A 26,890-nucleotide genomic window follows, 5' to 3' on the forward strand; every position below is an offset into this window, starting at 1 on the left:
TGTAATTACTCGTAACCTATTCTCTGTTTAATTTTGAGAGACTAATTTTAGTTAACTCTTCTGAGTTAACTAAAAATTTAATCTTTCTAAAAATGTTCTTTGAAAATTGCACAGTGAAATTAAAGTTGTTTTAATAAGTTAAAACTACGTAAGTAGTTAGATGGATTTAATACAATTTCGCAAAATGAATTAAAACGTTTATGTAAATAGACGAAATTATCTATGCAAATAGATAAAGATAAAGGTTAAGCTACAAAGGGCGCATGGCGAATGCCTTGGCACTAGGAGCCGAAGAAGGACGCGTTAAGCTGCGATAAGCTTTGGGTAGGCGCAAATAGCCTGTGATCCAAAGATTTCCGAATGGGGGAACCCACATAGTAACAACTATGTACTGCATACTGAATAAATAGGTATGCAGAGGTAGACCCGGGGAACTGAAACATCTAAGTACCCGGAGGAAGAGAAAGAAACATCGATTTCCTAAGTAGCGGCGAGCGAAAGGGAAAGAGCCCAAACCTAGGTCTTTGACCTAGGGGTTGAGGATAGATCATAAATACTGCAATTCCTTAATTGAAGATAGCTGGAAAGCTGCTCCGCAGAAGGTAATAGGCCTGTAAATGAAAAGGAAAAACAGTCAGATCTAATCCAGAGTACCACGAGACACGTGAAACCTTGTGGGAAGCAGGGAGGACCACCTCCCAAGGCTAAATACTACCTAGTGACCGATAGTGAAGAAGTACCGTGAGGGAAAGGTGAAAAGAACCCCGGAAGGGGAGTGAAATAGAACCTGAAACCGTGTGCCTACAACCGGTCGGAGCACTTTATATGTGTGACGGCGTGCTTTTTGTAGAACGAGCCAACGAGTTACGATATGTAGCGAGGTTAAGTACTTAAGGTACGGAGCCGAAGGGAAACCAAGTCTGAATAGGGCGTATAGTTGCATGTCGTAGACCCGAAACCGGGTGACCTATCCATGGCCAGGATGAAGCGGAAGTAAAATTCCGTGGAGGTCCGAACCACGTTGGTGTTGAAAAACCATGGGATGAGCTGTGGATAGCGGAGAAATTCCAATCGAACTCGGAGATAGCTGGTTCTCCTCGAAATAGCTTTAGGGCTAGCGTCGATTAATTGAGTAATGGAGGTAGAGCACTGAATGAGCTAGGGGCTGACAACAGTTACTGAACTCTATCAAACTCCGAATGCCATATACTTTTATTTCGGCAGTCAGACTGCGAATGATAAGATCCGTAGTCAAAAGGGAAACAGCCCAGACCATCAGCTAAGGTCCCAAAGTGTAAGTTAAGTGGAAAAGGATGTGGGATTTCTAAGACAACTAGGATGTTGGCTCAGAAGCAGCCACTCATTCAAAGAGTGCGTAATAGCTCACTAGTCAAGAGATCCTGCGCCGAAGATGTCCGGGGCTAAAACTTACCACCGAAGCTATGGGTGTACACTATGTGTACGCGGTAGAGGAGCTTTCTGTACTGGCTGAAGTCATACCGTAAGGAGTGGTGGACGGTACAGAAGTGAGAATGTTGGCATAAGTAGCGAGAGTTAAGTGAGAATCTTAACGGTCGAAAACCTAAGGTTTCCTGAGGAAGGCTCGTCCTCTCAGGGTTAGTCGGGACCTAAGCCGAGGCCGAAAGGCGTAGGTGATGGACAATCGGTTGATATTCCGATACCACCAATGGACGTTATTAGAAATGGGATGACGCAGGAGGATAAGATGTGCACACTATTGGATGTGTGTCTAAGCATTTAGGCGGAGCAAGCAGGCAAATCCGTTTGCTCTTAACGCTGAGATGTGATGGGGAAGGGAATTTATTCCTGAAGTATCTGATTCCACGCTGCCAAGAAAAGTCTCTATCGAGGATATTGGTGCCCGTACCGCAAACCGACACAGGTAGGTGAGGAGAGAATCCTAAGACCATCGGAAGAATTGCTGTTAAGGAACTCGGCAAATTGACCCCGTAACTTCGGGAGAAGGGGTGCCTACGAAAGTAGGTCGCAGAGAATAGGCCCAAGCAACTGTTTAGCAAAAACACAGGTCTCTGCTAAAGCGAAAGCTGATGTATAGGGGCTGACGCCTGCCCGGTGCTGGAAGGTTAAGGGGATTACTTAGCGCAAGCGAAGGTATGAACTTAAGCCCCAGTAAACGGCGGCCGTAACTATAACGGTCCTAAGGTAGCGAAATTCCTTGTCGGGTAAGTTCCGACCCGCACGAATGGCGTAATGATTTGGGCACTGTCTCAACAGCACATCCGGCGAAATTGTAGTGCCAGTGAAGATGCTGGCTACCCGCGATTGGACGGAAAGACCCCGTAGAGCTTTACTGTAGCTTAGCATTGAATTTCGGTATTGTCTGTACAGGATAGGTGGGAGACTGAGAAACATGGGCGTCAGCCTGTGTGGAGTCATCCTTGGGATACCACCCTGACAGTACTGAGGTTCTAACTGGAGGCCATGAATCTGGTCACAGGACATTGTTAGGTGGGCAGTTTGACTGGGGCGGTCGCCTCCAAAAAAGTAACGGAGGCGCTCAAAGGTTCCCTCAGCGCGGTTGGAAATCGCGCGAAGAGTGCAAAGGCAGAAGGGAGCCTGACTGCGACACCTACAAGTGGAGCAGGGACGAAAGTCGGACTTAGTGATCCGGTGGTACCTCGTGGGAGGGCCATCGCTCAACGGATAAAAGCTACCTCGGGGATAACAGGCTGATCTCCCCCAAGAGTCCACATCGACGGGGAGGTTTGGCACCTCGATGTCGGCTCGTCGCATCCTGGGGCTGAAGTAGGTCCCAAGGGTTGGGCTGTTCGCCCATTAAAGCGGCACGCGAGCTGGGTTCAGAACGTCGTGAGACAGTTCGGTCCCTATCCGTCGCGGGCGTAGGAAATTTGAAGGGAGCTGTCCTTAGTACGAGAGGACCGGGATGGACAAACCTCTGGTGCACCAGTTGTCACGCCAGTGGCATCGCTGGGTAGCTATGTTTGGAAGGGATAAACGCTGAAAGCATCTAAGCGTGAAGCCCACCCTGAGATGAGATTTCCCATAACTCGTGCGTAAGCACGGTGTTAGTAAGACTCCTGGAAGAACACCAGGTTGATAGGTTAGAGGTGTAAGCATGGTAACATGTTCAGCTGACTAATACTAATAAGTCGAGGGCTTGACCTTAATATATATAAGCGAAAATTTCACTGTGCAATTTTGAGAGAATATAAATTTTCTCAATCTGGTGATTATGGCATGAAGGTAACACCCGTTCCCATACCGAACACGAAGGTTAAGCTTCAATGCGCTAATGGTACTGCAGGGGCAACCTTGTGGGAGAGTAGGTCGTCGCCAGGTAACATGGTTTACTAGCTCAGTTGGTAGAGCACATGACTTTTAATCATGGTGTCCGGGGTTCGATTCCCCGGTAAGCCACCAAAAAAAGCACTTCTTTATGAAGTGCTTTTTTTATTTCCATTGCTGGGCCATATTATGAAATATTTCAGCCTTTTTCAAGTCACCTTGCCTACTATATACTATAGATATTAATTCATAAATTTCAGGAGTATTAGGATCAGTAGATAAAACTACTTTTAATGTATCCAATGCTTTTTTTAGGTTATTCTCAGCTATTAATTTTTTTATAATCATTAATTGATATTCGATATTTCTTGCATTTGGAACCTCTTTTTCTGTCATCGTTTCATCAATAATAGTCTTAATCTTATCTGTAGTAAAAGGTTTCTGTAAATAAGTAAGGGCACCAAGCTTTGTACAATCCACTGCATTTTTAACTGTGGCAAAAGCTGTCATAATTACTACGGGCGCAGTTATACCTTTAGCTCTAATTCTTTTTAGAACCTCTGTGCCGCTTATTTCGGGCATTTTAATATCTAAAAATATTAGATCTACAGGCTGGGTATCAATTATGGATAATGCTTCATTGCCATTAGTAGCCATCAGAACTTCAAATCCGTTTAGTTTAAGATAAATGCCCAACAGTGTACGAATATTTTTTGTATCATCTACAACTAAAACTTTTTTCATAGTTGCCCTCTTTTCCAAATGAAATTATATTATTAAAAGTATATTTTTAAGTTTACATATTAGTATAAGACTTTTATTAATTATAAGCAACTGTAAATTAATAATTGAAATATAATAAATAATATTAAATTCTAGGATTATGAGGGTATAAATACAATATATACCTTTAATAAAACTCATATACTCAATTATTTGTTTAATACTATGAGGGAAATGAAGTATAGCGAATGTAAACAAAGGATGGCAATGTTAGATTCCCTAGACCGCATATAACAAATAGGAGAATCATTTTAAGAACAGATATGGAAAGTTGCATTATTCCCTATAATTGCTTAAAATATGCATGTAGTACTTAATTCTAGTAGTACGTTATTTTTTTTGATAAAGAAATTGAGGTAAGGAGAATATATTATGTATATTGTAATAATAGGTTGTGGTAGATTAGGCAGTGGACTTGCCATGGAACTTTCTAATGACGGTCATGATGTGGTAATAGTGGACAAGTACGCAGAAAATTTGGAGCGACTTAGAAGTGGCTTTAATGGAATTAAGATTAAAGGAGTGGAAATAGATAATGATATATTAATGGAAGCAGGAATAGATAAAGCAGATCTATTTTTGGCCATGACTCCAGCAGATAATATAAATATTATGGCTAGTCAAATCGCAAAGGATATATTTAAGGTACCTAGAGTAATAGCTAGAATTTTCGACCCATCAAGGGAATTTATTTATAGAAAGCTAGGACTACAAACTATAAGTCCAACGGAAGTAAGTATAAATATGATTAAAAACAAAATCATCGATAAAAAGTCTGATACATTATTGATATTGAGCAATGACATATCTATAGAAGAGATTACAATAAATAAACTTAAATTTGATAATATTTTAGAAATAGAAGATAAGTTTAATTGTAGGATATGCGCTATTGCAAGGAATGGAGAATACTCTATACCCAATAGTGATCAACTATTTGAAATAGGAGATAAAATATTCTGTAGTATAAATAAGGATAACAAAGAAAAGCTAGTAAAGGCAATAATGAAGGAGAAGCTTATATGAGGGCAGTAGTAGTTGGTGGTGGAAAAGTAGGATACTATCTTGTTAAAGCATTAATAGAGAAAAAACACAGAGTAACATTAATAGAAAAAAACCAGCAAATTTGCCAAAAAATAGCTGAAGAACTTGATGTGGATATAATATGTGGGGATGGTTCAGATGTTGAAGTACTAAAAGATGCAGATATAGAGGAAGCTGAAGTAGTAGCTGCAGTAACTGGAAAGGACGAAGAAAATTTGGTTATTTGTCAGATGGCTAAAGTTAACTTTAATATCAATGAAACAATAGCTAGAATTAACAATCCTAAAAATATACCAATTTTTGAGGCTCTAGGAGTAGATAAGACTGTATGTAGCACCCAAGTAATTTGTAATTTAATAGAAGGCGAATTTAATAGTGAACCAATAAAAGTAATAGAAAACATAAATAAAGGTGAAATGATATTAGTAGAAGCAAAAATAGATAAAAATAGTGCATGGAAAGATAAATCTGTGGAAAAGTTAAGGCTGCCTAAGGAATGTCTAATACTATCTATAATAAGAAGTGAGAAAGTAATTTTCCCAAGAGGCACTGTGGATATAAAAGAAGGCGATAAAGTACTTATCATAACAAATGCAGATAGAAAGAAAGATGTAGAGAAATCTATAATTGGAGGGTAAATAAATTATGACAAGCAAAAAGATTATAGGTGGAGTAATTACAGAGATAGGATATACACTAATGTTTTTATTTGTTTTATATGGCATTAATATGATGCTTACGAGGTGATTATATGAAAAAAATAACAAAAGATTTTGGAGATTTTAGGATAATAAATTTTTATGTAGGATATGTAATCATTGCAACTGCAAGTTTAATGTTGATACCCATATTGACTTCACTTATGTTTAAGGAATGGAGTACACTTTTAGACTTTATTATTAGTATAAGTATAGCTCTTTGTTTGGGAATATTGCTTATGTTTACAGGTAGAAGCAAGATTGATAAAGTGAAAGTGCAATGGAAGCATGGGTTAATCATTGCATCTAGTTCATGGGTTATATTAACACTGTTATGTGCGGTTCCCTACCAGCTTAGTGGAAAAACCGTGTCTTTCTTAGATGCATGTTTTGATGTTATGAGTGGGTTTACAACCACAGGACTTGTACTTACTCAAGATCTTGACCATCTTTCACTGGGACTAAATATGTGGAGACATATTATTACCTTTGTTGGAGGGCAAGGTATGGTTGTACTAGCATTAAGTTTTATGGTAAACCATACATTAGGTGCTTATAAAATGTATGTTGGAGAAGGTAAGGATGCTGAACTCGTACCTAATGTAAAAAATACAGCCAGAATCATCTGGAAAATAAGTATTGTGTATTTAGTCATAGGTACTACTATGCTTTGGATTAATGGAATGTTTATAGGATTACAGCCTGTAAGTGCTTTTTTTCATGGATTATTTATTTTTATGTCTGCCTGGAGCACAGGTGGGTTTGCACCAATGTCTCAAAATATCTTGTATTATCATAGTCTATCCTATGAGCTATTAACAATGATTTTATTTGTTATTGGTTCTTTAAATTTTGCACTGCATTATGCTGTATGGCAAGGCAATAAAAAAGAAATATTCAAGAATATTGAAACACAGAGTTTCTTTATTACGGCTTTACTTATCTCATTTTTTGTAGCATTAAAACTAACAAATTCAGGTGTGTATAGTAATGGTATATCAGTTTTTAGAAAAGGGGTATATAATGTATTATCAGCTCATACAACTACTGGGTTTGGTAATCTTTATGCTCGTCAGTTTGCTACTGAATGGGGAGATTTTCCTGTGGTTATGCTTATAATAGCCATGCTTATAGGTGGATCAGCTTGTTCTACGGCAGGTGGATTTAAAGGACTTCGGGTAGGATTGGTTTTTAAAAGTATAGTTGCAGAGATAGACAAATTATTAAATTCTGACAGAAAAATAAAAGTGTTTAAGTTTCATCATATAAAAGAAATTATTTTAGATGATGGAATGGTGAAATCTGCTTACCTAATAATAATATGTTATATACTATTATTTTTTATAGGAACTGCACTCGGAACCTATTATGGATACCCAGTGCTAAGCTCAGCGTTTGAGGCTGCCTCGGCTACAGGAAATGTTGGCTTATCCATTGGGATCACTACTCCATCAATGCCATCTGCAATGAAGATCTATTATATAATTGCAATGTATTTAGGAAGACTAGAATTTATATCTGTATTTGTACTAATAGGAGCTGCATTTGGAGGTATTAAGAAATTATGGCTAAGACTTTTAAGACAATAATATTAATAGGTATTTTAGTTTTTTCTTTTGCTATTACGTGCAAGGCAAAGGATTATAATAATTATAATGATTTAATCGAAAATAGCAAAAAAATTGATAATAGTAAAATCATACTAAAGGGTGAAGCTATTGGGGAAGCTATGAATAGAGGAGAATATTCCTGGGTAAATATAAGTGATGGAAGCACAGCTATGGGAATATGGATTGACAGTAAACAAGCTCAAAGTATAAAAAACTTTGGTAAGTATGGTTATAAGGGAGACATCGTAGAGATAAATGGGACTTTTAATAGGGCTTGCACGCAGCATGGAGGAGATATGGATGTCCATGCAAACTCAGTTAAGATTATAGATGCTGGGGGAATGGTAACAATCCCTATAAGTAATAATAAAAAAGTTATAGCATTAATATTAACAGTTATAACGCTTACTCTGCTTTTTTCATATTTTAAATTTACTAAAAGCATTTCAAAGTGAATTGCTTTTTTTTAGAATTTTAAAATAAACATTTTTGTTTTAACTTTTGATATTTGTACTGGTTATTAAGAGAATTTAGATATATTAGGAAGGCGATGGGGAGTTTGAAAAAAGGCAAATCTCTTGAACATAATGAATATGAACAAATTAAACCTAAAATAATTATAATTACTAATTTGTTTAAAACCATATTAATTATGATTTTATCCATTATAATATCTCTGATATTTAGAAAAATTGAGCTTCATGAGTCAAATATAATAATAGTATTTATTTTAGGGGTATTATTTGTATCAAGAAGTACTGATGGATATCTTTATGGTATTTTGGGGGCAATAATTGGAGTGTTATCATTTAATTTTTTCTTTACGGTGCCATACTATAGCTTTTTAGCTTATAGAGCTGATTATCCTGTAACTTTTATTATTATGTTAATAGCTGCAATTATTACAAGTACTTTAACTTCAAGAGTTAAAACACAAGCTAAAATATCTTTAATACGTGAAAATAGAATGCAAATTTTATATAAGATTAATAGATCATTGCTTACAGCAAGAAATAAAAAACAAGTAGTGGAATTTTGTGAGGATAATTTAGTTGATATGTTTGATAGAACTATTATGATAGCTATACTAGATGATAAAAATAATTTGCAAAAGCCAAGTGATTATAGCGTTAATGGAAAATATAATAGGGACATATTCAAGTCAGATGTAGAGGCTAAGGCAATTGAAGAATGCTTTAAAGCAGGTAAATCAGTAGGTGCAGAAGCTGAAATCTCTATAAATAGTGTTGGGTATTATCATCCTATTAAAGGACAAAACGAGATTCTTGGAATTATTGGAATAGCATGTTTAGAAGAAAATACCTTATCGAAAAATGAGAAGATTCTTTTAGAGTCCGTTTCTACACAAATAGCTTTAGCTATTGAAAGAGAAGATTTATATGAAAAGAAAAGACAGATAAACTTAGAGACTGAGACAGAAAGGCTTAGGGGCAATCTTCTAAGGTCAATTTCACATGATTTAAGAACTCCACTAACCGGAATATTGGGGTCTGTTTCTACCATTACTGACAATTATGATAAACTTGATAACGACACCAAGAAAGAGCTTCTTGCTATCATTTATGAAGACACAAGCTGGCTTATACATTCAGTTGAAAATATATTGAGTATGACAAGAATAGATGAGGGCAAGCTGGAAATTAAGAAGGATGTAGAGGTTGTTGAGGAAATTATTGCCGAGTCTATATCCAGGGTTAAAAGATTTTCAGGGAATCATAATATTGTGACTGATTTACCAGAAAATATGATTATATTATTTGTAGATGGGTTATTAATAGAGCAAGTTCTTATTAATTTAATTGATAATGCTATAAAGTATACACCGGATAATTCCATCATAAAAGTTAAAGTTATAGAAGAGCAAGATAATGTGATTTTTGAGGTATCTGACAATGGAAAAGGCTTACCAAAAGAAGATATAACGGCTATATTTGATAGGTTTTATACTAAAACTAGGGGCGATTGCCTAGAAAGACGAGGTATAGGACTAGGGCTTGCTATATGTAAGTCTATTATAGAAGGCCATGGTGGAAGTATAGAAGCTTTAAATAACTCTTCTGGGGGAGCGACGTTTAGATTTAGTTTGCCTGAAATAAGGAGTGATGATAATGGATATAAAGCCTTTGATTTTAATAGTTGAAGACGATAAACCAATTAAAAAGTTTATGAAAGTTTCACTTGAGGCACAAGGATATAAGTGCATTGAAACTGAATTTGGAAATGCGGCTATAACCCTTATTTTTTCCCATAACCCAGATATAATAATTTTAGACTTAGGATTACCGGATATGGACGGACTTAACGTTATTGATAAGGTACGGGAGTCTACAAAAGCTAGGATTATAGTTGTTTCAGCTCGTGGACGTGAAAGTGAAAAGGTTGAAGCCTTAGATAAGGGTGCAGATGATTATTTGACCAAACCTTTTAGTGTAGCAGAGCTTTTAGCCAGAACTCGGGTGGCACTTAGACATTTTAATCAAGATAATAATTCGCAAAATGATGTGCAATCAGTATTTGTGGTTAAGGATTTAAAAATAGATTTTGAAAAACATAGAGTTACAATTTTAAATGAAGAAATACATTTAACACCAATGGAGTACAAATTGGTTGAGCTAATGTCAAGATATGCAGGTCGTGTGTTAACTCATAAATACATAGTTGATGAGATTTGGGGAAGTTATTTTGATAACGATTCACAATCTCTTAGGGTATTTATGGCTAATATAAGAAGAAAAATAGAGAAAAACCCTGCAGAGCCACAGTATATATTAACGGAGGTCGGCGTAGGTTATCGTTTAGTAGATGAATAATATTTAAAAGATGAAGCTTTTTATTTAGCCTCATCTTTTTTATTTGAAAATTGATGAATTATAAAACCTTAACACAATCTTTATACTGAAGAGTATATCTTTATATCTTCTTAATAGCTAATTGATAGTGGTTTTGATAAAATATAATTATCAAATAAAAAGTGAAAGGATAACTTGAGGTGATAGTATGTTAAGAAGTATAAATGAAGAAAGTTCTTTTGAAAATAATATAAAACAAGCTATTAATGCAATAAAGTCAAATAGATGTGATTTAGCATATAATTATTTAATTGCAGATATGATTGAAAATGACCATTCCGCAGAAGTATTCAATTTACTAGGGATCATTTCAGAGTATAAAGGGGATGAATCTATGGCTTGTAAATATTATAGAGCTGCATACGTATTTGATCCAACATATAAACCAGCAGATAAAAATTTAGAAAAATTAACTTCATTTTTTTATAGATTTAATGAAGAAAATATAGACTACGGAGATGCTATGGAGAAGAAAGATAAAAAATCAAATTTTCTTAAACATAATGGATTGCATGTTGGACATTTAAAAAATAATGAGGCAGGTAGAAAATCAGCTTGTTAATTAGTTTTTATAATTAAATATATACACGGGTACAGCCGAAATGTTTATGAGGCTGTACCTAATTTAATTCTCGTATTTGTTATAAATAAGTATTTTTCCTTTCATTAGTAAAAAGTACACTAAATGCAAAAATTGGTAAAATCCCAAGAACTAAATATAACGTACCAAATTTATTTGCTAATATACTAAGTACTGCTGATAACGCCCAAAGAAACATAGTACAACTATTTTTGTAGATATGAAAATTTCGAGTTACAATGTTCAAGAATTTGTCTTTTTTCAATTAAAACACCTCCAATCTAATTTATTAATTAAATTTGATAATAGCAATGTGTACTATGGTGCTATTCTAAAAATGAAAGGAGTTTAAAACTCCTTATTTTTATATATCCGTATAGAGATCATTAGAGAAATTAAAAAGAAAATTAAGCCTATTATTAGAGCTAGTGAATTTTGCGTAAAACTAGAAGTGTTATTTATAAAGTAAGTGAATTTTTGTACGAAAATATTATTTGGATTTTTAGTAGCATAATCAATAGCCCATGTTGGTACGAAAAAAAACAACATCATAAGCAGAACGTTAAAGAAATTCATTTTTATATACCCAAATTTAAAGTACATAGGAAAAAATATAGAAGTAAATATACATACAGACGTTAAAACTATAACAATATCCAATAATGAAATTGACCTAGTAAACATTGGAAGTCCAGTAGCTTTTCCCATAAATCCAATTAATATAGAATAAATAATACCTATGGTTGCAAATACAAATACTGATATATATTTTGATATAACAATATCATCTCTTTTAATTGGTAAACTATTTAGTACAATTTCGCTTTTGTTTTTTTCATCATAACTTACCGCAATGCTTATGAATATATAGGTAATTCCCATAGGGGGCAGAACATATAAGGCGACACTTGGGCCCATGGAAAAAAAAGCAATTGGTGCAAAAATAGCATAAAGAAGAGCATATAATAAGGTCTTTTTCTGAATAGCTATATCCTTTATTATTAAATTAAACATTAAACATTCCCCCTAACTGAATATACCATAATATCTTCAAGAGATGCCTTTTCAATAATAGCTTTATCTTTAAATATTTTTCTTGCACTGTTAATATCCTTTGTTAGAGCCTCGAATCCAAAACCGCTTTCTTTTATACTTACAAATTCACGTCTAGTATCATTGTCTAAAAGTTCTTTACCACCTTTAACTAAACCATAATTTTCAATAATTTCGTCTTTACTTTGTGAGAAAACTAATTTGCCTTTATTGATAAAAGTAATATAATCTGCTATCTTCTCAAGGTCAGTAGTTACGTGAGTTGAAAAGAATATACTTACATTTTCATCCTGAATTATATTGTATAAAATATCTAAAAGTTCACTTCTGAATACTGGATCCAGTCCAGAGGTAGGTTCATCCATTATAATTAGCTCTGCATTATGAGAAAGAGCGAGTGCTAGAGAAAATTTCATTTTCATTCCTTTTGATAGGGTTTTAATTTTATTTTTCTTAGGTAGTTCAAATTCTTTTACAAATTTTTCGAATAAGCTATTATCCCAGCTTTTATAGAAAGGACTAAGTATATTTTTCATTTCTATGATGTTTAATTGTTCATAGAAGTAGTTTTCATCATATACAAAACCAATTTTTTCTTTGATTTCTTTCTCATGTTTTAAGTTGTCTAGTCCAAAAACATTTATGTTTCCACAATCTTTTTTAATAAGATTCATTATAAGTTTTATGGTGGTACTTTTTCCAGCTCCGTTTGGTCCTATAAATCCCATTACGGAGCCTCTTTCAACATTAAAAGACAGATTATCTAAAGTAAAGTTTTTATAGGATTTTCCCAGATTTTTAATTTCTAAAATATTATCCATATTTATCTCCCCTTAATTAGTTTGGTAAAACGCAATAATTATAAATAGTTAAACCATTTTAATTCCATTAGATATTAATTTTCTTCTGTATATAGCAGCAGTAGCATACTTTGTAATTCTTCTAAGCTTAAATTTAAGTGTTTACTCTCAGTTACGACCTCCGTAAGCTTTTCGTCTATAGCTGATAATCGTTTCTCTCTTATTAAGTCTTTATTTTGACCAGAAACATAGGAACCTTTTCCAGGTACAGTTTCTATAAAACCATCTCTTTCAAGCTCTTCATAAGCTCTCTTAGTTGTTATAACGCTTATCTGAAGATCTTTTGCTAAACTTCTTATAGAAGGTAGCGCATCCCCTGGTGAAAGGTCTTCCTTCATAATGGCAGTTTTAATTTGAGTTACTATTTGCTCATAAATTGGATGCTGTGATGAATTAGAAATTATTATATTCATAATTGACTCCTTTGTTCATAGTGTACATATACTATATAAACAGTATATACGCGATAACATTTATTGTCAATAAATATTTAAAATTTAGTTTATGAATATATTAATAAGAACTCGCTTTTTCCTGTATAATCCATTGAGAAAATAACATTATTAGCTTAAAATGATTATATACATAAACATAAGATAAAAAGGAGAGTGATGTTTTGTTCCAATCTATAGTTGAGTTTTTTGTAGAAAACAAAATACAATATATTTTTACTGATATGCAATCCTACAAATACAAATATATAGGTATAGCTATTGCAGTTTTTGCATTATTTGTATTATTAAAAAAGGTATTTGCAAAATATGTATTTAAAATAATAATGAGACTTGTTAATAAAACAAAGTTTAATGCAGATACAAAAATAGTAGAGGCTTTTCAAAAACCTCTAACCAATTTTTTTGAGGTATTAGGATTTTATTTTGCTTTTAAAATTCTAACTTTGGCAGGAATTCCAATTAGGATTATAACCATAGATAAGCTTTTTAGTTCTGCCGTAATAATTCTAATTACTTGGGGGATAAATAATCTCACTGGCGAATCTTCAGTGCTCTTTGAGAGAATGCATAAAGCCTATGATATAAAGGTTGATAAAGTATTGTTCCCGTTTCTGTCAAAGACATTAAGACTTGTATTTTTAGCATTAGCGTTTACTATAATAGCTGAAAAATGGGGATATAATATTCAAGGGTTCGTTGCGGGACTTGGACTAGGAGGACTTGCTTTTGCACTAGCAGCTAAAGATGCAGCAGCTAATATTATTGCAGGTATTTTTATAATATTAGATAAACCTTTCACTATTGGAGATTGGGTTAGTAATGACTCATTAGAAGGTAGCATAGAGGATATTTCTTTTAGAACTACTAAAATAAGAGCCATTGATCAATCATTAATAGTAGTTCCTAATTCAAAATTAATTGATGAAGCTGTAATCAATTTTAGTAGAAGAGGCAAACGAAGAGTTAGTTTTAATTTAGAGTTAACTTATAGAACCTCAAAGGAGAAACTAGAGATTTGTGTGGATAGCATAAGACATATGTTAGAGAATCATTCACAAGTTAGCAAAGAAGGCGTTCTTGTCAGATTTGATAAGTTCAGTGGAACTAGTTTAAGTGTTTTAATAACTTTCTTTACTGATACAGCAGATTTTGATGAATACTTTAAAATAAAAGAAAATGTCAATTTTAGTTTAATTGAGATTTTACAAAAGCAAGGAATTTCAATGGCATTTCCAAGCACAAGTATTTATGTGGAAAGCTTACCTAATAGAATAGAAGAGGATTTTAAACTAGTAGATAAACTTGTGAAAAAGGAAATCTAAACAGAAAATTTCAATAAAAACTGGAGAAAAATGATAAGAACTTAAGACTTTGGGGTATTACCCTGAAGTTTTCTTATTTTTAATAGCATGAAAATTGTTTCAAAAATTACACTGATATATTGGAGGAAAAAATCATTATACATAGAATAAAGATAAGTAGGGATTGTAATATTAGTTTGTACTAAAAGCTCAAGTAGGAGGATATTATGGACGAAAAGCAAATGTTAAAAAACTTATGCACTGCACATGCTCCAAGTGGGAGAGAACATTGGATACATCCACTAATAAAAGAGGCCTTTGAGCCCTATTGCGAAGTTGTGGAAGGAAAATTAAATAATCTTTATGCTATTAAAAAAGGTAACAAAAATGAAATGAAAAAAAGTATAATGCTTATGGCACATTCTGATGAGGTTTTTCTTATGATAACTGAGATAATGCCAAAGGGATTTTTAAAGTTTATTGGGAATGGCATTGATCCTAAGACCTTGGTTTCACAGGAGGTACTTATTCATGGTAAAAAGAAGATAGATGGCATTATAGGGATTAAGCCACCGCATCTTATGAGTGAGGAAGAAAGTGAAAAATCGGTTACTATAAAGGGATTAACAATTGATACGGGATATAGCACAGAAAAATTACAAGAGCTTGTAAGTATTGGTGATTTTGTAACTTTAAAAAGAGATTTCTATGAACTCTTAAACAATAACGTAACCTGTAAGGCTGCAGATGACAGGGCTGGTATTGTAGCTATGTATACTTGTTGTAAAGAACTAGAAAAAGTAAATCATGATTTAGATGTTTATTTTGTAGCTTCTTGCCAAGAGGAAGTAGGTCATAGAGGAGCTAAAATGGCAAGTTATGATTTATTGCCAACCATGGCTATTGCTATAGATGTAACCTTTGATAATGGGCCTATGGGAGATACGGATCGCGAAAACAAGCTAGGTGGTGGTCCTGTTATATGTTTTGGTCCTAATATACATACTAAATTTAGAACAAGGCTTATGGAAATAGCTGATGAGTACGCAATTCCTTATAACGTAGAAGTTGAACCCGGTAATACTGGAACAGATGCTTGGGATATTCAGGTAACTAGAGGAGGTATCCCTACACTATTAATATCCATACCAATTAAGTACATGCATACTTCAGTAGAAGTTGTTAATATGGAGGATATTATTAATACAGGAAGAATAATAGCCAAATTTATTGAAAAGGTAAGTGGAAAGGACGTGGAGGAATTACTATGCTTTTAGAAAAATTATCTAATGCTGCAGGTCCTTCAGGGTTTGAAGGAGAAGTAAGAGAGATCATAAAAGGTGAAATTGTGAATTATGTAGATGAGATAAAAGTAGATGTGATGGGTAATGTTATTGCTCACAAAAAAGGTAGTGGCATAAAAGTACTTATAGATGCCCATATGGATGAAGTGGGTTTTATTATTACGGGATATAATGATGATGGGACTTTAAGATTTGAATCCTTAGGTGGAATTAACGGCAAGGTGATTCTATCTAAAGTTGTATTAATAGGCAAAAATAAAATAACTGGAGTTATAGGATTTAAACCAATTCATCTACAAAACGCCGAGGAAAGAAAAAAGAATGTAAAAGCTAGTCTTTGTTGCATTGATATAGGTTCGAGTTCTAAAGAAGAAACTAAAAAAATCATTAAGCTTGGAGAATTTGTAGTATTCAATATGGTGTATGGCGAGTTTGGAGATGGACTTGTTAAAGGAAAAGCCTTTGATGATAGAATGGGCTGTGCTGTTGCTATAGAAATATTAAAAGAAAATTATAATTGTGACCTTTATGTTAGCTTTAATGTGCAAGAGGAAGTAGGAGAGAGAGGAACCTATGTTTCTGCTTTCAATATACAACCAGATATAGGAGTTGCCCTAGAGGGAACAATATGCGCAGATATGCCGAGTGTGACAAGTCATTTAAGAGCTACAGAAATAGGTAAAGGGCCTGCAATATCTATTATGGATAAGACTAGTATTTTTAATGATGACATTTTAAAGTCAATAATAAAGGTAGCAGAAAATAAGGACATACCCTATCAGCTAAGGAGAGCCATTGCTGGTGGAAATGATGCAGGAGCTATACTTATGTCAGGAGATGGAGCAAAGGTAGCTACAGTGTCAGTGCCTTGTAGATATATACATTCTTCTGTTTCAGTAGCAAGTATAGAAGATTATAAAAACACTGTAAGACTTATGGTGGAGTGGCTAAAAACATTGTAAAAATAATAAAGTATTATGAAAGTGAGGATTAATTATGGATATAATGTTACAAAAACTAGTTAGTGCTTTTGGTGTTAGCGGCCGTGAAGAAGAGGTTAGAGGGGTTATAAGAGAAGAATTAAGTGGCATTAATTGTGATATAAAAGAAGATAAGATGGGGAACTTAATAGTTAAATTAGGGGGAGATGAAGGTAAAGGTAGTGGTACAAATAAAATAATGTTCTGTGCTCATATGGATGAGATAGGTCTTATAGCTACATATATAGAGGATAATGGTTTTGTACGAGTAGGTAATATAGGCGGGATTCATCCCTCTGAAATAGTACATAATTTCGTTGTCTTTCAAAATGGTACTATGGGTAAAGTTGGTGCTGCAAAATCAGAACCAAAAATTGAAGATTTATTTGTAGACCTTGGCGTAGCTTCAAGAGAAGAAGCGTTAAAGAAAATCAAAGAAGGCGATACAGCATGTCTTTTATGTGATGGCATGGAAGTTGAAGATAAAATAATGAGTCCATGTTTAGATGATAGGATTGGATGCTATATTCTGCTTAGAATGATAAAAGAAATTAATGAAACTAAAAATGAACTGTATTTTGTATTTTCTACTCAAGAGGAATTAGGGGGAAGGGGAGCAAGAGCAGCAGCTTATACAGTGCAGCCCGATTATTGCATAGTACTAGACACACAGGAAGCAGGAGATTATATTGGTGGAGAAGGAAAATTAGAACTGGCAAAAGGACCTATAATTAAGATAAAAGATAGAACTCTAATTATGCATCATGAAATTAAAGAAATGCTTGAGAATGCAGCTCAAAAGGCTGAAATAAAAATTCAATATGGAATTTCAAATGGAAGTACAGATGGTGGGAACATTCATAAAGAAAATGGTGGAATAAAAACAGGGGTACTTTCAATTCCATGTAGATACACTCACTCTATATCAGAAATGGTTTCTATGAAGGATGTAGAGGATACAATAAATTTACTTAAAGAGCTTATATAAAATTAACTAGCAGCAATAACTTATAAGGTTATTGCTGCTATATTTCTACAATTAAAATAGTGCTCTTTTTTCAATTACAAGTGGGAATTCCTCATCACCATTAAGTTGCCTACCTTTATCTATAATTACGTTTTTATCCATTATCACATTAAAGAGTTTAGAATTCTCTTTAATTTCACAGTTTTGAAGGATAATACAATTTTTAATTTCCGCTCCACTATGAATCACAACTCCCCGTGATATTATACTATTTTCAATAGTCCCTTCTATAATACATCCATCAGCAATTATGGAATTTTTGACTTTGCTTTCATGGGAGTATTTAGTAGGTGGTTCATCTTTAATTTTTGTATAAATAGGTCCATTACTAAAAAATAGTTCTTTAGTTGTCTTTGTGTTTAACATGTCCATATTAGCTTTATAGTAAGCACTTATGGAGTTTATGCATTGAAGATATCCTTTAAATTCAAAAGCTGTAACCGATAATTCACTAATGCTTTTATATATAGCATCCTTAATAGTACAATAAGAACCAGTTTGTACACATTTATTAATAAGCGATATTAAAAGGTCCTTTTTCATAATGAACATTTCCATGGAAATATCTAAACTATCATAAGCACCTATATTTTTTCCTATACTTAGTACGTTATTGTTTTCATTTATATTTAGTACATCACAGTTTAAGAAGTTTTTAGTACCGGTATTAATATTTTTGTATATTACAGTTACATCTTGCTCCATCTCTTCGTGATACTTCACGGCAGCAGTATAATCTATGTTTCCTATCATATAAGAAGGGGAGATAATAACATTTTTTTCTTTACTTCTATATAGATACTCCATGTTGTTCCACAACATTTCTGCATCATTTAAAGAGGTGCCCGCAATTCCAAAGTTGAAAACAAATAGTCCATTAAGTCTTCTGTCCAAATCCCAAGGTTTACCTGAACCTAAATGATCTACTAGTGAACGAGATTTACTTTGAGTAAAAAGCCCAATGTTTTTAAGACCTGAATTAACCATATTAGATAATGCAAAATCTATAATTCTATATCTAGCAGCTATGGGAATAGAAGCCAGTGGTCTATTTTTAGTAAGACTTATTATATTTGTTTCATTTTCGTTTAAATTCAATATACCCATATAATTAGTAAGCATTTAATCACCTCATCTTATAACTGAATTGGATTTAATTTCAGTGCCTTCTGCAATGAGAGTTATGTCATCAGAAATACCTATAAGCGAATGACCTCTTATAATAACATTATTACCTATTATAGCTTTATCAATAATAACGCTGTCCCCTATTTTGGTATTAGGCATTATAACAGAATTTGATATTTTAGAGTTTTTCCCAACTGTAACTCCTTGAAATAGTACTGAATTAGAAACTTCCCCAAGTACAATACAGCCCTCTACCACTAGTGAATTACTGACTTTCGCATTAGGTCCTATATATTGAGCTGGGTTTGTAGGATTAATGGAATATATTTTCCAAGTTTCATCATGAATATTTAGCTCATTATTGTCATCTATTAAATCCATATTTGCTTCCCATAGGCTTTTAATAGTACCTACATCTTTCCAGTAGCCTTTAAAAGGATATGCATATAGATTTTTTTCGTTTTTAAGCATAGCAGGTATTATGTTCTTTCCGAAATCATTACTAGAGTGTCTATTGTTTTCATCCTCTTTTAAAAAAGTCTTAAGGAATTTCCAATTAAAAATATATACACCCATTGAGGCCATATTGTTTTTTGGGTTTTCAGGTTTTTCTTCAAATTCATATATTTTATTATCTGTAGTTGTATTCATTATCCCAAATCTAGGTGCTTCCTCTATTGGAACTTCTATAACGGCTATAGTAGCATCAGCAGATTTTTCTTTGTGAAAATTGAGCATTTTGGAGTAGTCCATTTTATAGACATGGTCGCCGGATAGAATAAGTACATACTCTGGGTCGTAGGAGTCTATAAAATTAGTATTTTGATAGATTGCATTAGCAGTACCTTTATACCAATCCCCACCTGCTTCATCCATATAAGGAGGAAGAAGCGTAACTCCACCGTTATTTCTATCTAAATCCCAAGGGACGCCTACACCTATATGAGAATTTAGTGCAAGTGGTTGATATTGTGTTAGTACTCCAACTGTATCTATTCCTGAATTTGAACAATTACTTAGAGTAAAATCAATAATTCTATACTTCCCCCCAAAAGGTATTGCGGGCTTTGCAGTGTTTTTAGTTAGCATCTTAAGTCGACTACCTTGTCCACCTGCCAGGATCATAGCTATCATCTCTTTTTTTTGCATCTTTAATACCTCCCTTATCTAAGGCATCTTCAAAAAACAACCAATTAGTAAGCTTGTCTATTTCTTAAATATGCTTAAAGCTTTATTATAGTACCTTACCTATGTATATTAAGAAGAGGGTGATATAATGCCTTTTCAAAGAAACATTTATAATTTAAGTAAATAATAAAAAAGAATTGAGTGCAATATTGCGCCCAATTCTTTTTTATATATTGTGTAAATTATAATATAAAGCTTAAAAGTAGCATTATGTTAAGTCCTGTTACTATAAGTCCAATAATCCAAAGAGCGATTTTATCAAATCTAGTATTTGAATATTTGCCCATAACCTTTTTAGAGGATGTTAAATATATTTGGAGGAATATAGTTATAGGTAGTTGTATACTAAGGAGCATTTGTGAATAGATGAGACCTTTAAAAGGTTGTGCTATAAAAAATATAATTATTGCAGCACCAACCAAAGTAATTCCTACTCCAAGTTTAGTATGTATATCATGAATATCATAAGGTTCACCAAATATTCCGGCGAAAATACTACCACCAGCCATTCCTGCGGTAACTGAGGAGGAAATTCCTGCAAAGAGTAGAGCTAAAGCGAATACCACTGAGGCTACACTTCCAAGCAAGGGGGTAAGCATTTGTTGAGCTTGACTAAGCTCCGTAACGTTAATCTTTTGTGTAAAGAAAGTAGCGGCTGCAATAAGGATCATAGCACTATTTATAGCCCAGCCTACTATCATGGAAAAGAATGTATCCATAAATTCATATTTTAATTGTTTTTTTATAATAAGTTCATCTTTCAAATTCCACTGACGACTTTGAATTATTTCTGAGTGTAGAAATAAATTATGGGGCATTACAACCGCGCCCAGCACACTCATTATTATTGGGATAGACCCCTTAGGAAAAGAAGGTTTAACCCAGCTTATCATTGCTTTTCCCCATTCTATGTGCACAAGACTTAATTCAAAAATAAAAGATATTCCTATTATGGAAACAAAGCCTATAATCCATTTTTCTAGCTTCTTGTAGGAATTTGTGAATAGCATCCATAATATTAATAATAAAACTAATACTGTTCCTAGTTTTATAGGTATACCAAATAACATGTTTAAAGCAATAGCACCACCAAGAAGTTCTGCAAGGGCGGTAGATACTGCAGCTAGAACAGCGGAGCCAAGCACCACTTTGTTTAGCCTTGGTTTTAAGGTGGCGGTAGATGCTTCCGCTATGCAATTACCGGTAACAATTCCAAGATGGGCCGCATTATGCTGAAGAATAATTAGCATAATAGTTGAAAGGGTCACCATCCAAAGTAGAGTATAGCCATAACTGGCGCCAGCAGAAACGTTTGCTGCCCAATTACCAGGGTCTATAAATCCCACAGTCACAAGCAGCCCCGGTCCAATGTATTTAATGAAGTCTAATGCCATAAATTTAGGTTTATGATCATCCTTTAAAAGGTTTCTAATATTTGGGAATTTCACTTTAACACATCCGTCCTATATTATTGTTATACTATATATTATATAGTAACTATTATTTAAAGCAACATTAAAAGCCTAATAAGTATAAATAGACTATAATAGAGACATTTATTTTTCATATAGATTGTATATTTACGGTTTATTACTCTTTTTTGGTAGAATTAATAAGTAAAATATTTAATTGTTCACTAAAAATATACAAAAAAGTAAAGGATATTTAGCTACAAAATCTAGTGTTTAGTATGTAATGGTGCTATAATGGTAATAATGAGTGTTACTTTATTGGAGTTAAATTATATTTTCTAATTTAAACTAAAATAAAGTTTTTTTCATAGATGCTCAGAAAAAATGATTAAAGTCTAAATTTTCGGAAATGATTAATAATAAGGTTTTTATTTTCATGGAGTAAAATCAATTATTTAACTACTATATAACATACTATAAGAGTCTAATACAGCCACACCCGTGGCTTTCGAGGAGGAATTTATTATGGCAATTAGTTTGAAAAAAGGTCAAAAGGTAGATTTAACTAAATCCAATCCTGGTCTTGTTAGTGTTATGGTTGGACTTGGTTGGGATACTAATAAGTATGATGGGGGAGCGGCTTTTGATTTAGATGCAGCGGCTTTCCTTGTTGGACCAAATGGAAAAGTATCATCTGATAATGATTTTATTTTTTATAATAACCCAAAGGACTCAGCGGGATCTGTAACACATATGGGAGATAACAAGACTGGCGAGGGTGAGGGCGATGATGAACAAATCAGAATTGAACTAAGTAAAGTACCAGCTTCTGTAGAAAAAATTAACTTTACAGTAACTATTCATGAGGCCGCTCAAAGATCACAAAATTTCGGACAGGTTTCTAATGCATTTATAAGAATTTGTGATGAAACTAGTAATGAAGAATTAATAAGATATGATTTGAGTGAAGATTATAGCGTTGAAACTGCAGTAGTAGTAGCAGAATTATATCGTAATAATGGAGAATGGAAGTTTAGTGCAGTAGGAAGTGGATTTGAGGGCGGATTATCTGCGCTTTGTGCTAACTTTGGAATTAGTGTAGATTAATAAATAAGGGGGAATAATCATGACTATTAACTTAAGTAAAGGTCAAAAAATTGATTTAACCAAGACTAACCCAAGTTTAAAGAAAGCAATTATAGGACTAGGGTGGGATACAAATAAATATTCAGGTGGGGGCGATTTTGATTTAGATGCCTCAGCTTTTTTAGTAGGAGCAAATGGAAAAACCAATGATGACCTAGACTTTATATTTTATAATAATTTAAAACATTCATCAGGAGCAGTTATTCATACTGGTGATAATAGAACTGGAGAGGGCGACGGAGACGATGAACAAATAATAGTTGAATTTTCTAAAATACCTAAAGATATTGAGAAAATTGCAATTACAGTAACTATACATGATGCAATAGCTCGTGCGCAAAATTTTGGTCAAATTTCTAATGCCTTTGTTAGAGTAGTAAATGAAGAAACTAATGAAGAAGTCTTAAGATATGACTTATCAGAGGATTTTTCAGTAGAAACTGCATTGGTATTCTGTGAAATATATCGTAATAATGGAGAATGGAAATTTAGTGCAACAGGAAGTGGTTTTCAAGGCGGACTTTCAGCCCTTTGTAAAAATTATGGTCTTGATGCGTAGAGGGATACAGTATTTAAATTAATAAGTGAAAGTAAGTATAATAGATATTAGAGGAGTTGTGAAAAATGGGAATAAATTTACAAAAGGGTCAAAGAATAAGTCTAACAAAAGATAATCCTGGTTTAAAAAAGACAATGGTTGGCCTGGGTTGGGATCCAGTAAAACAACAATCTAAGGGATTGCTTGGAGGCTTATTTGGAGGCAGTCAAGCACAAATAGATTGTGATGCATCTGTGTTTATGTTAGATGAAAATGATAAACTAAAATCAAAAGAAAATATAGTTTATTTTGGAAATTTAAAAAGCAAATGTGGTAGTGTTCAGCATATGGGAGATAATCTTACTGGAAGTGGTGATGGGGACGATGAGCAAATTATGGTTGACCTATCGATGGTACCTCAAAATATAGCCAAGCTAGTTTTTGTTGTTAATATCTATGCTGCAGGTCAACGTAAACAACATTTTGGTATGATAGAAAATGCTTTTATACGTTTAGTAAATATTTCAGACAACAAAGAAATGCTTCGTTTTAACTTGACAGAAGAATATTCTGGTAAAACTGGTTTATATGTGGCTGAAATTTATCGCAATAACGGAGAATGGAAATTTATAGCCGTGGGTGAAGGCGATGCTTCTGCTGGCTTAAACGAGATGTCAAAGAAATACCAATAAATATGGATGATAGACTATTATAGATATATATTTATAGAAAAACACTTGTGTAGAAAATGACATGTCCATCATTTTCTACATTTTATTGTAAAAGAAAATATAAAAATTACTGAAAGGTGGATAATATGAAATATTTTAATGAGCAGAGCTCAAAAGTTTTAGAGGAGCTTAAAGTTGATAGCAGTGTTGGATTATCCAGTTCTGAGATTAAACAAAGACTAGAAAAATATGGTGCCAACGAATTTACGAAGCAAGAAAGAGGATCCATATGGGATAGCATTAAGGAAGCAATTATGGAACCTATGATGATAATACTTTTAGTTGCAGCTGTAATTAGTGCATTAGTTGGAGAAGGACAAGATGCGATTGGTATAGTATGTGCAGTAGCAATAGGAATTGGAATAGGAATTTTTACAGAAGGAAAATCACAAAAGGCTGCAGATGCACTTTCAAAAATGACAGAAAATATAGAGGTAAAAGTAACTCGTAATGGGAAAATTGTTCAAGTTAATAAAAATGATTTAGTACCTGGTGATATAGTTCTAATTGAGACTGGGGATATGGTACCAGCAGATGGAAGACTTGTTAGCAGTATAGATTTAATGGTTAGAGAGGATATGCTTACAGGAGAATCAGAGGATGTAAGCAAAGATTCTGAAGTTATAATTGGGATGGAAAATATAAAATCTAAGGATAAAAATATTGTACAAGACCCTATTCCAGCAAAACAACTGAATATGGTTTTCGGTGGAACGCTAGTTGCTTATGGTAGAGCTAGCTTTGTAGTTACTTCCACAGGAGATAGCTCTCAAATGGGAGAAATAGCTAAAAATCTTGAGGATAGTGATCTTCAAACACCGCTTCAAGCAAAACTCGGAGATCTAGGTGGTAAGATTTCAAAAGTTTCAAGTGCAATAGCTGCCATATTATTTATAGTTATGATTATAAAAATGGTCTTAGCAAAGACAATATCACCAGACACTTCCGGAATATTTGCATTTTTACAGTCTGTTGAACCTATAAAAACTGCTTTTGTTGTATGTGTTGCACTAATTGTTGCAGCTGTTCCAGAAGGACTTCCAACAATGATAAATATGACACTTGCAATTACTATGCAGAAAATGGCTAAGATAAATGCACTTGTTACTAAAAAAGAAGCTTGCGAAACAATAGGATCTGTAAGTGTGATATGCTCAGATAAAACAGGTACACTTACTCAAAATAGAATGACTGTAGAAAAAGTTTTTTTAAATGGTAAATTCAGAGAACGAGGAGAGCTAACTGAAAGTAATAACTACTTTATAGATAACTGTCTTGTAAATTCAACAGCAGACATTGAAAAGGATGATTCAGAAGTTAAATATTTAGGTAGTGCAACAGAATGCGCTCTTCTTTTATACAATGATGCTTGTGATTATGTACAAGAAAGACAAAATGCAACTATAGCTCATCAAATTCCATTTAGTTCAAAGAGTAAGAGAATGAGTACTGTTATAGAAGAAGAGGAAGGTTCCACGGTACTCACAAAGGGAGCCCCTGAAATTATCCTAGAGTTATGCAAATATGAACATATTAATTGTATGGAAGTAGAGCTAGATGCAGCTAGAAGAAGTGAGATATTAGATGAAATTGAAATACTTCAGAAAAAATCTATGCGTGTACTTGGTTTTGCATATGGAAATATAAGTGGCGAAGTGGCTATGGCATCCGAACAAGGCACTTTAGAAGATGATTTAGTGTTTACGGGTTTTGTAGGAATAAGAGATCCTCTAAGACTTGATGTTAAAGAAGCAATTGAAACTGCTAGAAAAGCAGGGGTTGCTACAAAAATGCTTACAGGAGACAATATTAATACCGCTATTGCTATAGGTGAAGAATTAGGTTTACTTGAAGGTAATAATAGGGCCGTGGAGGCTACTTATATAGATACCTTATCGGACGAAGAACTTAGACAAGAAATAACTACTATTTCAATAGTAGCACGTTCGAAACCTGATACGAAAATGAGAATAGTTATAGCGCTTCAAAGTAATGGAGAGGTAGTCGCTGTAACGGGAGATGGAATAAATGATGCTCCAGCTCTTACAAAAGCAGATGTAGGTATAGCTATGGGTATAGCTGGAACTGAAGTTAGTAAAAATGCAGCAGATATAATTTTAACAGACGATAGTTTCGGAACTATTGTAAAAGGGCTTAAATGGGGAAGAGGTATTTATGAAAACTTCCAAAGATTTATACAATTCCAGATAACAGTAAATATAATTGCATTCTTAACAGCAATTTTATCAGTAGTATTTGACTTTCAAATGCCATTTACTACAATACAACTCTTATGGGTAAATATTATAATGGATGGCCCACCAGCACTTTCCCTTGGACTGGAACCAGTAAGAGACGCTGTTTTAAACAGAAAGCCTACAAATAGAAATGCCAGTATTATAACTAAACAAATGATGAAAAGCATGATTTCAAATGCCATTTATATAACTTTAGTTCTAATGATTCAAATGAAATTTGATATATTGGGAGCTGGATTCCCAAAACAGGGAGTTACAGGACCAAACCAAATGCAGACAGTATTATTTGCATTATTTGCTTTTAGTGCATTGTTTAATGCATTTAACTGTAGAGAATTTGGAACAGATAGCATATTTCCGAGTCTTACAAAAAACACTATATTCTTAAAGATAATTGCGGGTACAGCTGTAGCACAAATAATTGTAACAGAAGTATTTTCAAAATTCTTTAATGCAGTATCTTTAAGCACCACTATGTGGCTTAAGATAATTATTTTATCCTCACTTGTAATTGTAGTAAATGAAATTGTAAAATTAATTATGAAGTCTTTTACAAAAAAAGAGCAACAAACTGAATCAGAATCAGAAGAAAAGATAGCAGCCTAGATATATAGACATAAAATCAAAAAAATCCAC

At 33.6% G+C, this 26,890-nt stretch carries 23 protein-coding genes, 1 tRNA gene and 2 rRNA genes; 18 read left to right on the forward strand and 8 right to left on the reverse strand.

Annotation, left to right across the window (positions count from 1 at the left end):
• Nucleotides 1-243 precede the first annotated feature (243 nt).
• From G9F72_RS00475 to G9F72_RS00485, 3 genes are all read left to right on the forward strand, one after another.
• Nucleotides 244-3,168 (forward strand): 23S ribosomal RNA (locus G9F72_RS00475).
• A 57-nt stretch (nt 3,169-3,225) separates the two neighbouring features.
• Nucleotides 3,226-3,342: ribosomal RNA gene (gene rrf / locus G9F72_RS00480) — 5S ribosomal RNA — on the forward strand.
• Between the two features lie 5 nt (nt 3,343-3,347).
• Nucleotides 3,348-3,423: transfer RNA gene (locus G9F72_RS00485), tRNA-Lys, on the forward strand.
• A gap of 30 nt (nt 3,424-3,453) precedes the next feature.
• On the opposite strand, the gene G9F72_RS00490 is transcribed toward G9F72_RS00485, so the two are convergent.
• On the reverse strand, nt 3,454-4,032 hold the full coding sequence (locus G9F72_RS00490) for a tetratricopeptide repeat protein (RefSeq protein WP_164959992.1): 579 nt from the start codon (nt 4,030-4,032) through the stop codon (nt 3,454-3,456).
• Between the two features lie 411 nt (nt 4,033-4,443).
• Here G9F72_RS00490 and G9F72_RS00495 point away from each other — a divergent pair, with 411 nt between their 5' ends.
• The 7 genes from G9F72_RS00495 to G9F72_RS00525 all read left to right on the forward strand — a co-directional run bounded on the left by G9F72_RS00495 (nt 4,444) and on the right by G9F72_RS00525 (nt 10,855).
• Entirely contained in the window at nt 4,444-5,097 is a 654-nt protein-coding gene (locus G9F72_RS00495; protein WP_164959993.1) for a potassium channel family protein, read from the forward strand.
• Nucleotides 5,094-5,753 carry a potassium channel family protein gene (locus tag G9F72_RS00500; protein ID WP_164959994.1) on the forward strand — a complete coding sequence of 220 codons (660 nt, stop codon included), beginning with the start codon at nt 5,094-5,096 and terminating at the stop codon, nt 5,751-5,753. Before G9F72_RS00495 ends, G9F72_RS00500 begins: the two co-directional genes overlap by 4 nt.
• 113 nt (nt 5,754-5,866) lie before the next feature.
• Complete coding sequence (locus G9F72_RS00505; RefSeq protein WP_164959995.1) at nt 5,867-7,402, forward strand: TrkH family potassium uptake protein; 1,536 nt, start codon at nt 5,867-5,869, stop codon at nt 7,400-7,402.
• Entirely contained in the window at nt 7,378-7,878 is a 501-nt protein-coding gene (locus G9F72_RS00510) for a DNA-binding protein (RefSeq protein ID WP_164959996.1), read from the forward strand. Before G9F72_RS00505 ends, G9F72_RS00510 begins: the two co-directional genes overlap by 25 nt.
• 104 nt (nt 7,879-7,982) lie before the next feature.
• Complete coding sequence (locus G9F72_RS00515; RefSeq protein ID WP_224675909.1) at nt 7,983-9,584, forward strand: DUF4118 domain-containing protein; 1,602 nt, start codon at nt 7,983-7,985, stop codon at nt 9,582-9,584.
• Nucleotides 9,553-10,254, forward strand: coding sequence for a response regulator (locus G9F72_RS00520; protein ID WP_164959998.1), 702 nt, complete (start codon nt 9,553-9,555; stop codon nt 10,252-10,254). Before G9F72_RS00515 ends, G9F72_RS00520 begins: the two co-directional genes overlap by 32 nt.
• A 187-nt stretch (nt 10,255-10,441) precedes the next feature.
• Nucleotides 10,442-10,855, forward strand: coding sequence for a hypothetical protein (locus G9F72_RS00525; RefSeq protein ID WP_164959999.1), 414 nt, complete (start codon nt 10,442-10,444; stop codon nt 10,853-10,855).
• Nucleotides 10,856-10,934: 79 nt separating this feature from the next.
• Here the strand turns inward: G9F72_RS00525 and G9F72_RS00530 are convergent, their stop codons facing one another.
• The 4 genes from G9F72_RS00530 to G9F72_RS00545 all read right to left on the reverse strand — a co-directional run bounded on the left by G9F72_RS00530 (nt 10,935) and on the right by G9F72_RS00545 (nt 13,199).
• On the reverse strand, nt 10,935-11,138 hold the full coding sequence (locus tag G9F72_RS00530; RefSeq protein ID WP_164960000.1) for a hypothetical protein: 204 nt from the start codon (nt 11,136-11,138) through the stop codon (nt 10,935-10,937).
• 83 nt (nt 11,139-11,221) lie between these two features.
• Entirely contained in the window at nt 11,222-11,887 is a 666-nt protein-coding gene (locus G9F72_RS00535; protein WP_164960001.1) for an ABC-2 transporter permease, read from the reverse strand.
• On the reverse strand, nt 11,887-12,747 hold the full coding sequence (locus G9F72_RS00540) for an ABC transporter ATP-binding protein (protein ID WP_164960002.1): 861 nt from the start codon (nt 12,745-12,747) through the stop codon (nt 11,887-11,889). Before G9F72_RS00540 ends, G9F72_RS00535 begins: the two co-directional genes overlap by 1 nt.
• Before the next feature lie 74 nt (nt 12,748-12,821).
• Nucleotides 12,822-13,199 carry a GntR family transcriptional regulator gene (locus G9F72_RS00545; protein ID WP_164960003.1) on the reverse strand — a complete coding sequence of 126 codons (378 nt, stop codon included), beginning with the start codon at nt 13,197-13,199 and terminating at the stop codon, nt 12,822-12,824.
• A gap of 203 nt (nt 13,200-13,402) precedes the next feature.
• On the opposite strand from G9F72_RS00545, the gene G9F72_RS00550 reads away from it, so the two are divergent.
• The 4 genes from G9F72_RS00550 (at nt 13,403) to G9F72_RS00565 (ending at nt 17,814) form a co-directional block, all read left to right on the forward strand.
• Entirely contained in the window at nt 13,403-14,563 is a 1,161-nt protein-coding gene (locus G9F72_RS00550; RefSeq protein WP_164960004.1) for a mechanosensitive ion channel family protein, read from the forward strand.
• 206 nt (nt 14,564-14,769) lie between these two features.
• A complete protein-coding gene (locus G9F72_RS00555) occupies nt 14,770-15,819 on the forward strand; it encodes a M42 family metallopeptidase (RefSeq protein ID WP_164960005.1) in 1,050 nt (349 codons plus the stop codon).
• Nucleotides 15,810-16,808, forward strand: a complete 999-nt coding sequence (locus G9F72_RS00560) for a M42 family metallopeptidase (RefSeq protein WP_164960006.1) — start codon at nt 15,810-15,812, stop codon at nt 16,806-16,808. Before G9F72_RS00555 ends, G9F72_RS00560 begins: the two co-directional genes overlap by 10 nt.
• 34 nt (nt 16,809-16,842) lie before the next feature.
• Nucleotides 16,843-17,814: a M42 family metallopeptidase gene (locus tag G9F72_RS00565; RefSeq protein ID WP_164960007.1), complete on the forward strand. Its 972-nt coding sequence runs from the start codon at nt 16,843-16,845 to the stop codon at nt 17,812-17,814.
• Nucleotides 17,815-17,865: 51 nt separating this feature from the next.
• Here the strand turns inward: G9F72_RS00565 and glgD are convergent, their stop codons facing one another.
• The 3 genes from glgD to G9F72_RS00580 form a co-directional block, all read right to left on the reverse strand.
• Nucleotides 17,866-18,975 carry a glucose-1-phosphate adenylyltransferase subunit GlgD gene (gene glgD / locus G9F72_RS00570; protein ID WP_164960008.1) on the reverse strand — a complete coding sequence of 370 codons (1,110 nt, stop codon included), beginning with the start codon at nt 18,973-18,975 and terminating at the stop codon, nt 17,866-17,868.
• 9 nt (nt 18,976-18,984) lie between these two features.
• Nucleotides 18,985-20,130, reverse strand: coding sequence for a glucose-1-phosphate adenylyltransferase (locus G9F72_RS00575; protein WP_164960009.1), 1,146 nt, complete (start codon nt 20,128-20,130; stop codon nt 18,985-18,987).
• Nucleotides 20,131-20,351: 221 nt separating this feature from the next.
• The gene (locus G9F72_RS00580; protein ID WP_164960027.1) at nt 20,352-21,563 is read right to left on the reverse strand and encodes an Nramp family divalent metal transporter; all 1,212 of its coding nucleotides are present in this window, start codon (nt 21,561-21,563) and stop codon (nt 20,352-20,354) included.
• Nucleotides 21,564-22,103: 540 nt separating this feature from the next.
• On the opposite strand from G9F72_RS00580, the gene G9F72_RS00585 reads away from it, so the two are divergent.
• The 4 genes from G9F72_RS00585 (at nt 22,104) to G9F72_RS00600 (ending at nt 26,860) form a co-directional block, all read left to right on the forward strand.
• Entirely contained in the window at nt 22,104-22,688 is a 585-nt protein-coding gene (locus G9F72_RS00585; protein WP_411955945.1) for a TerD family protein, read from the forward strand.
• A 19-nt stretch (nt 22,689-22,707) separates the two neighbouring features.
• Nucleotides 22,708-23,286: a TerD family protein gene (locus tag G9F72_RS00590; RefSeq protein WP_164960011.1), complete on the forward strand. Its 579-nt coding sequence runs from the start codon at nt 22,708-22,710 to the stop codon at nt 23,284-23,286.
• A 65-nt stretch (nt 23,287-23,351) separates the two neighbouring features.
• A complete protein-coding gene (locus G9F72_RS00595) occupies nt 23,352-23,957 on the forward strand; it encodes a TerD family protein (RefSeq protein ID WP_164960012.1) in 606 nt (201 codons plus the stop codon).
• Between the two features lie 125 nt (nt 23,958-24,082).
• On the forward strand, nt 24,083-26,860 hold the full coding sequence (locus G9F72_RS00600; RefSeq protein WP_164960013.1) for a calcium-translocating P-type ATPase, PMCA-type: 2,778 nt from the start codon (nt 24,083-24,085) through the stop codon (nt 26,858-26,860).
• Nucleotides 26,861-26,890 lie beyond the last annotated feature (30 nt).

It is taken from the genome of Clostridium estertheticum (genome assembly GCF_011065935.2).
GTDB lineage: Bacteria > Bacillota > Clostridia > Clostridiales > Clostridiaceae > Clostridium_AD > Clostridium_AD estertheticum_A.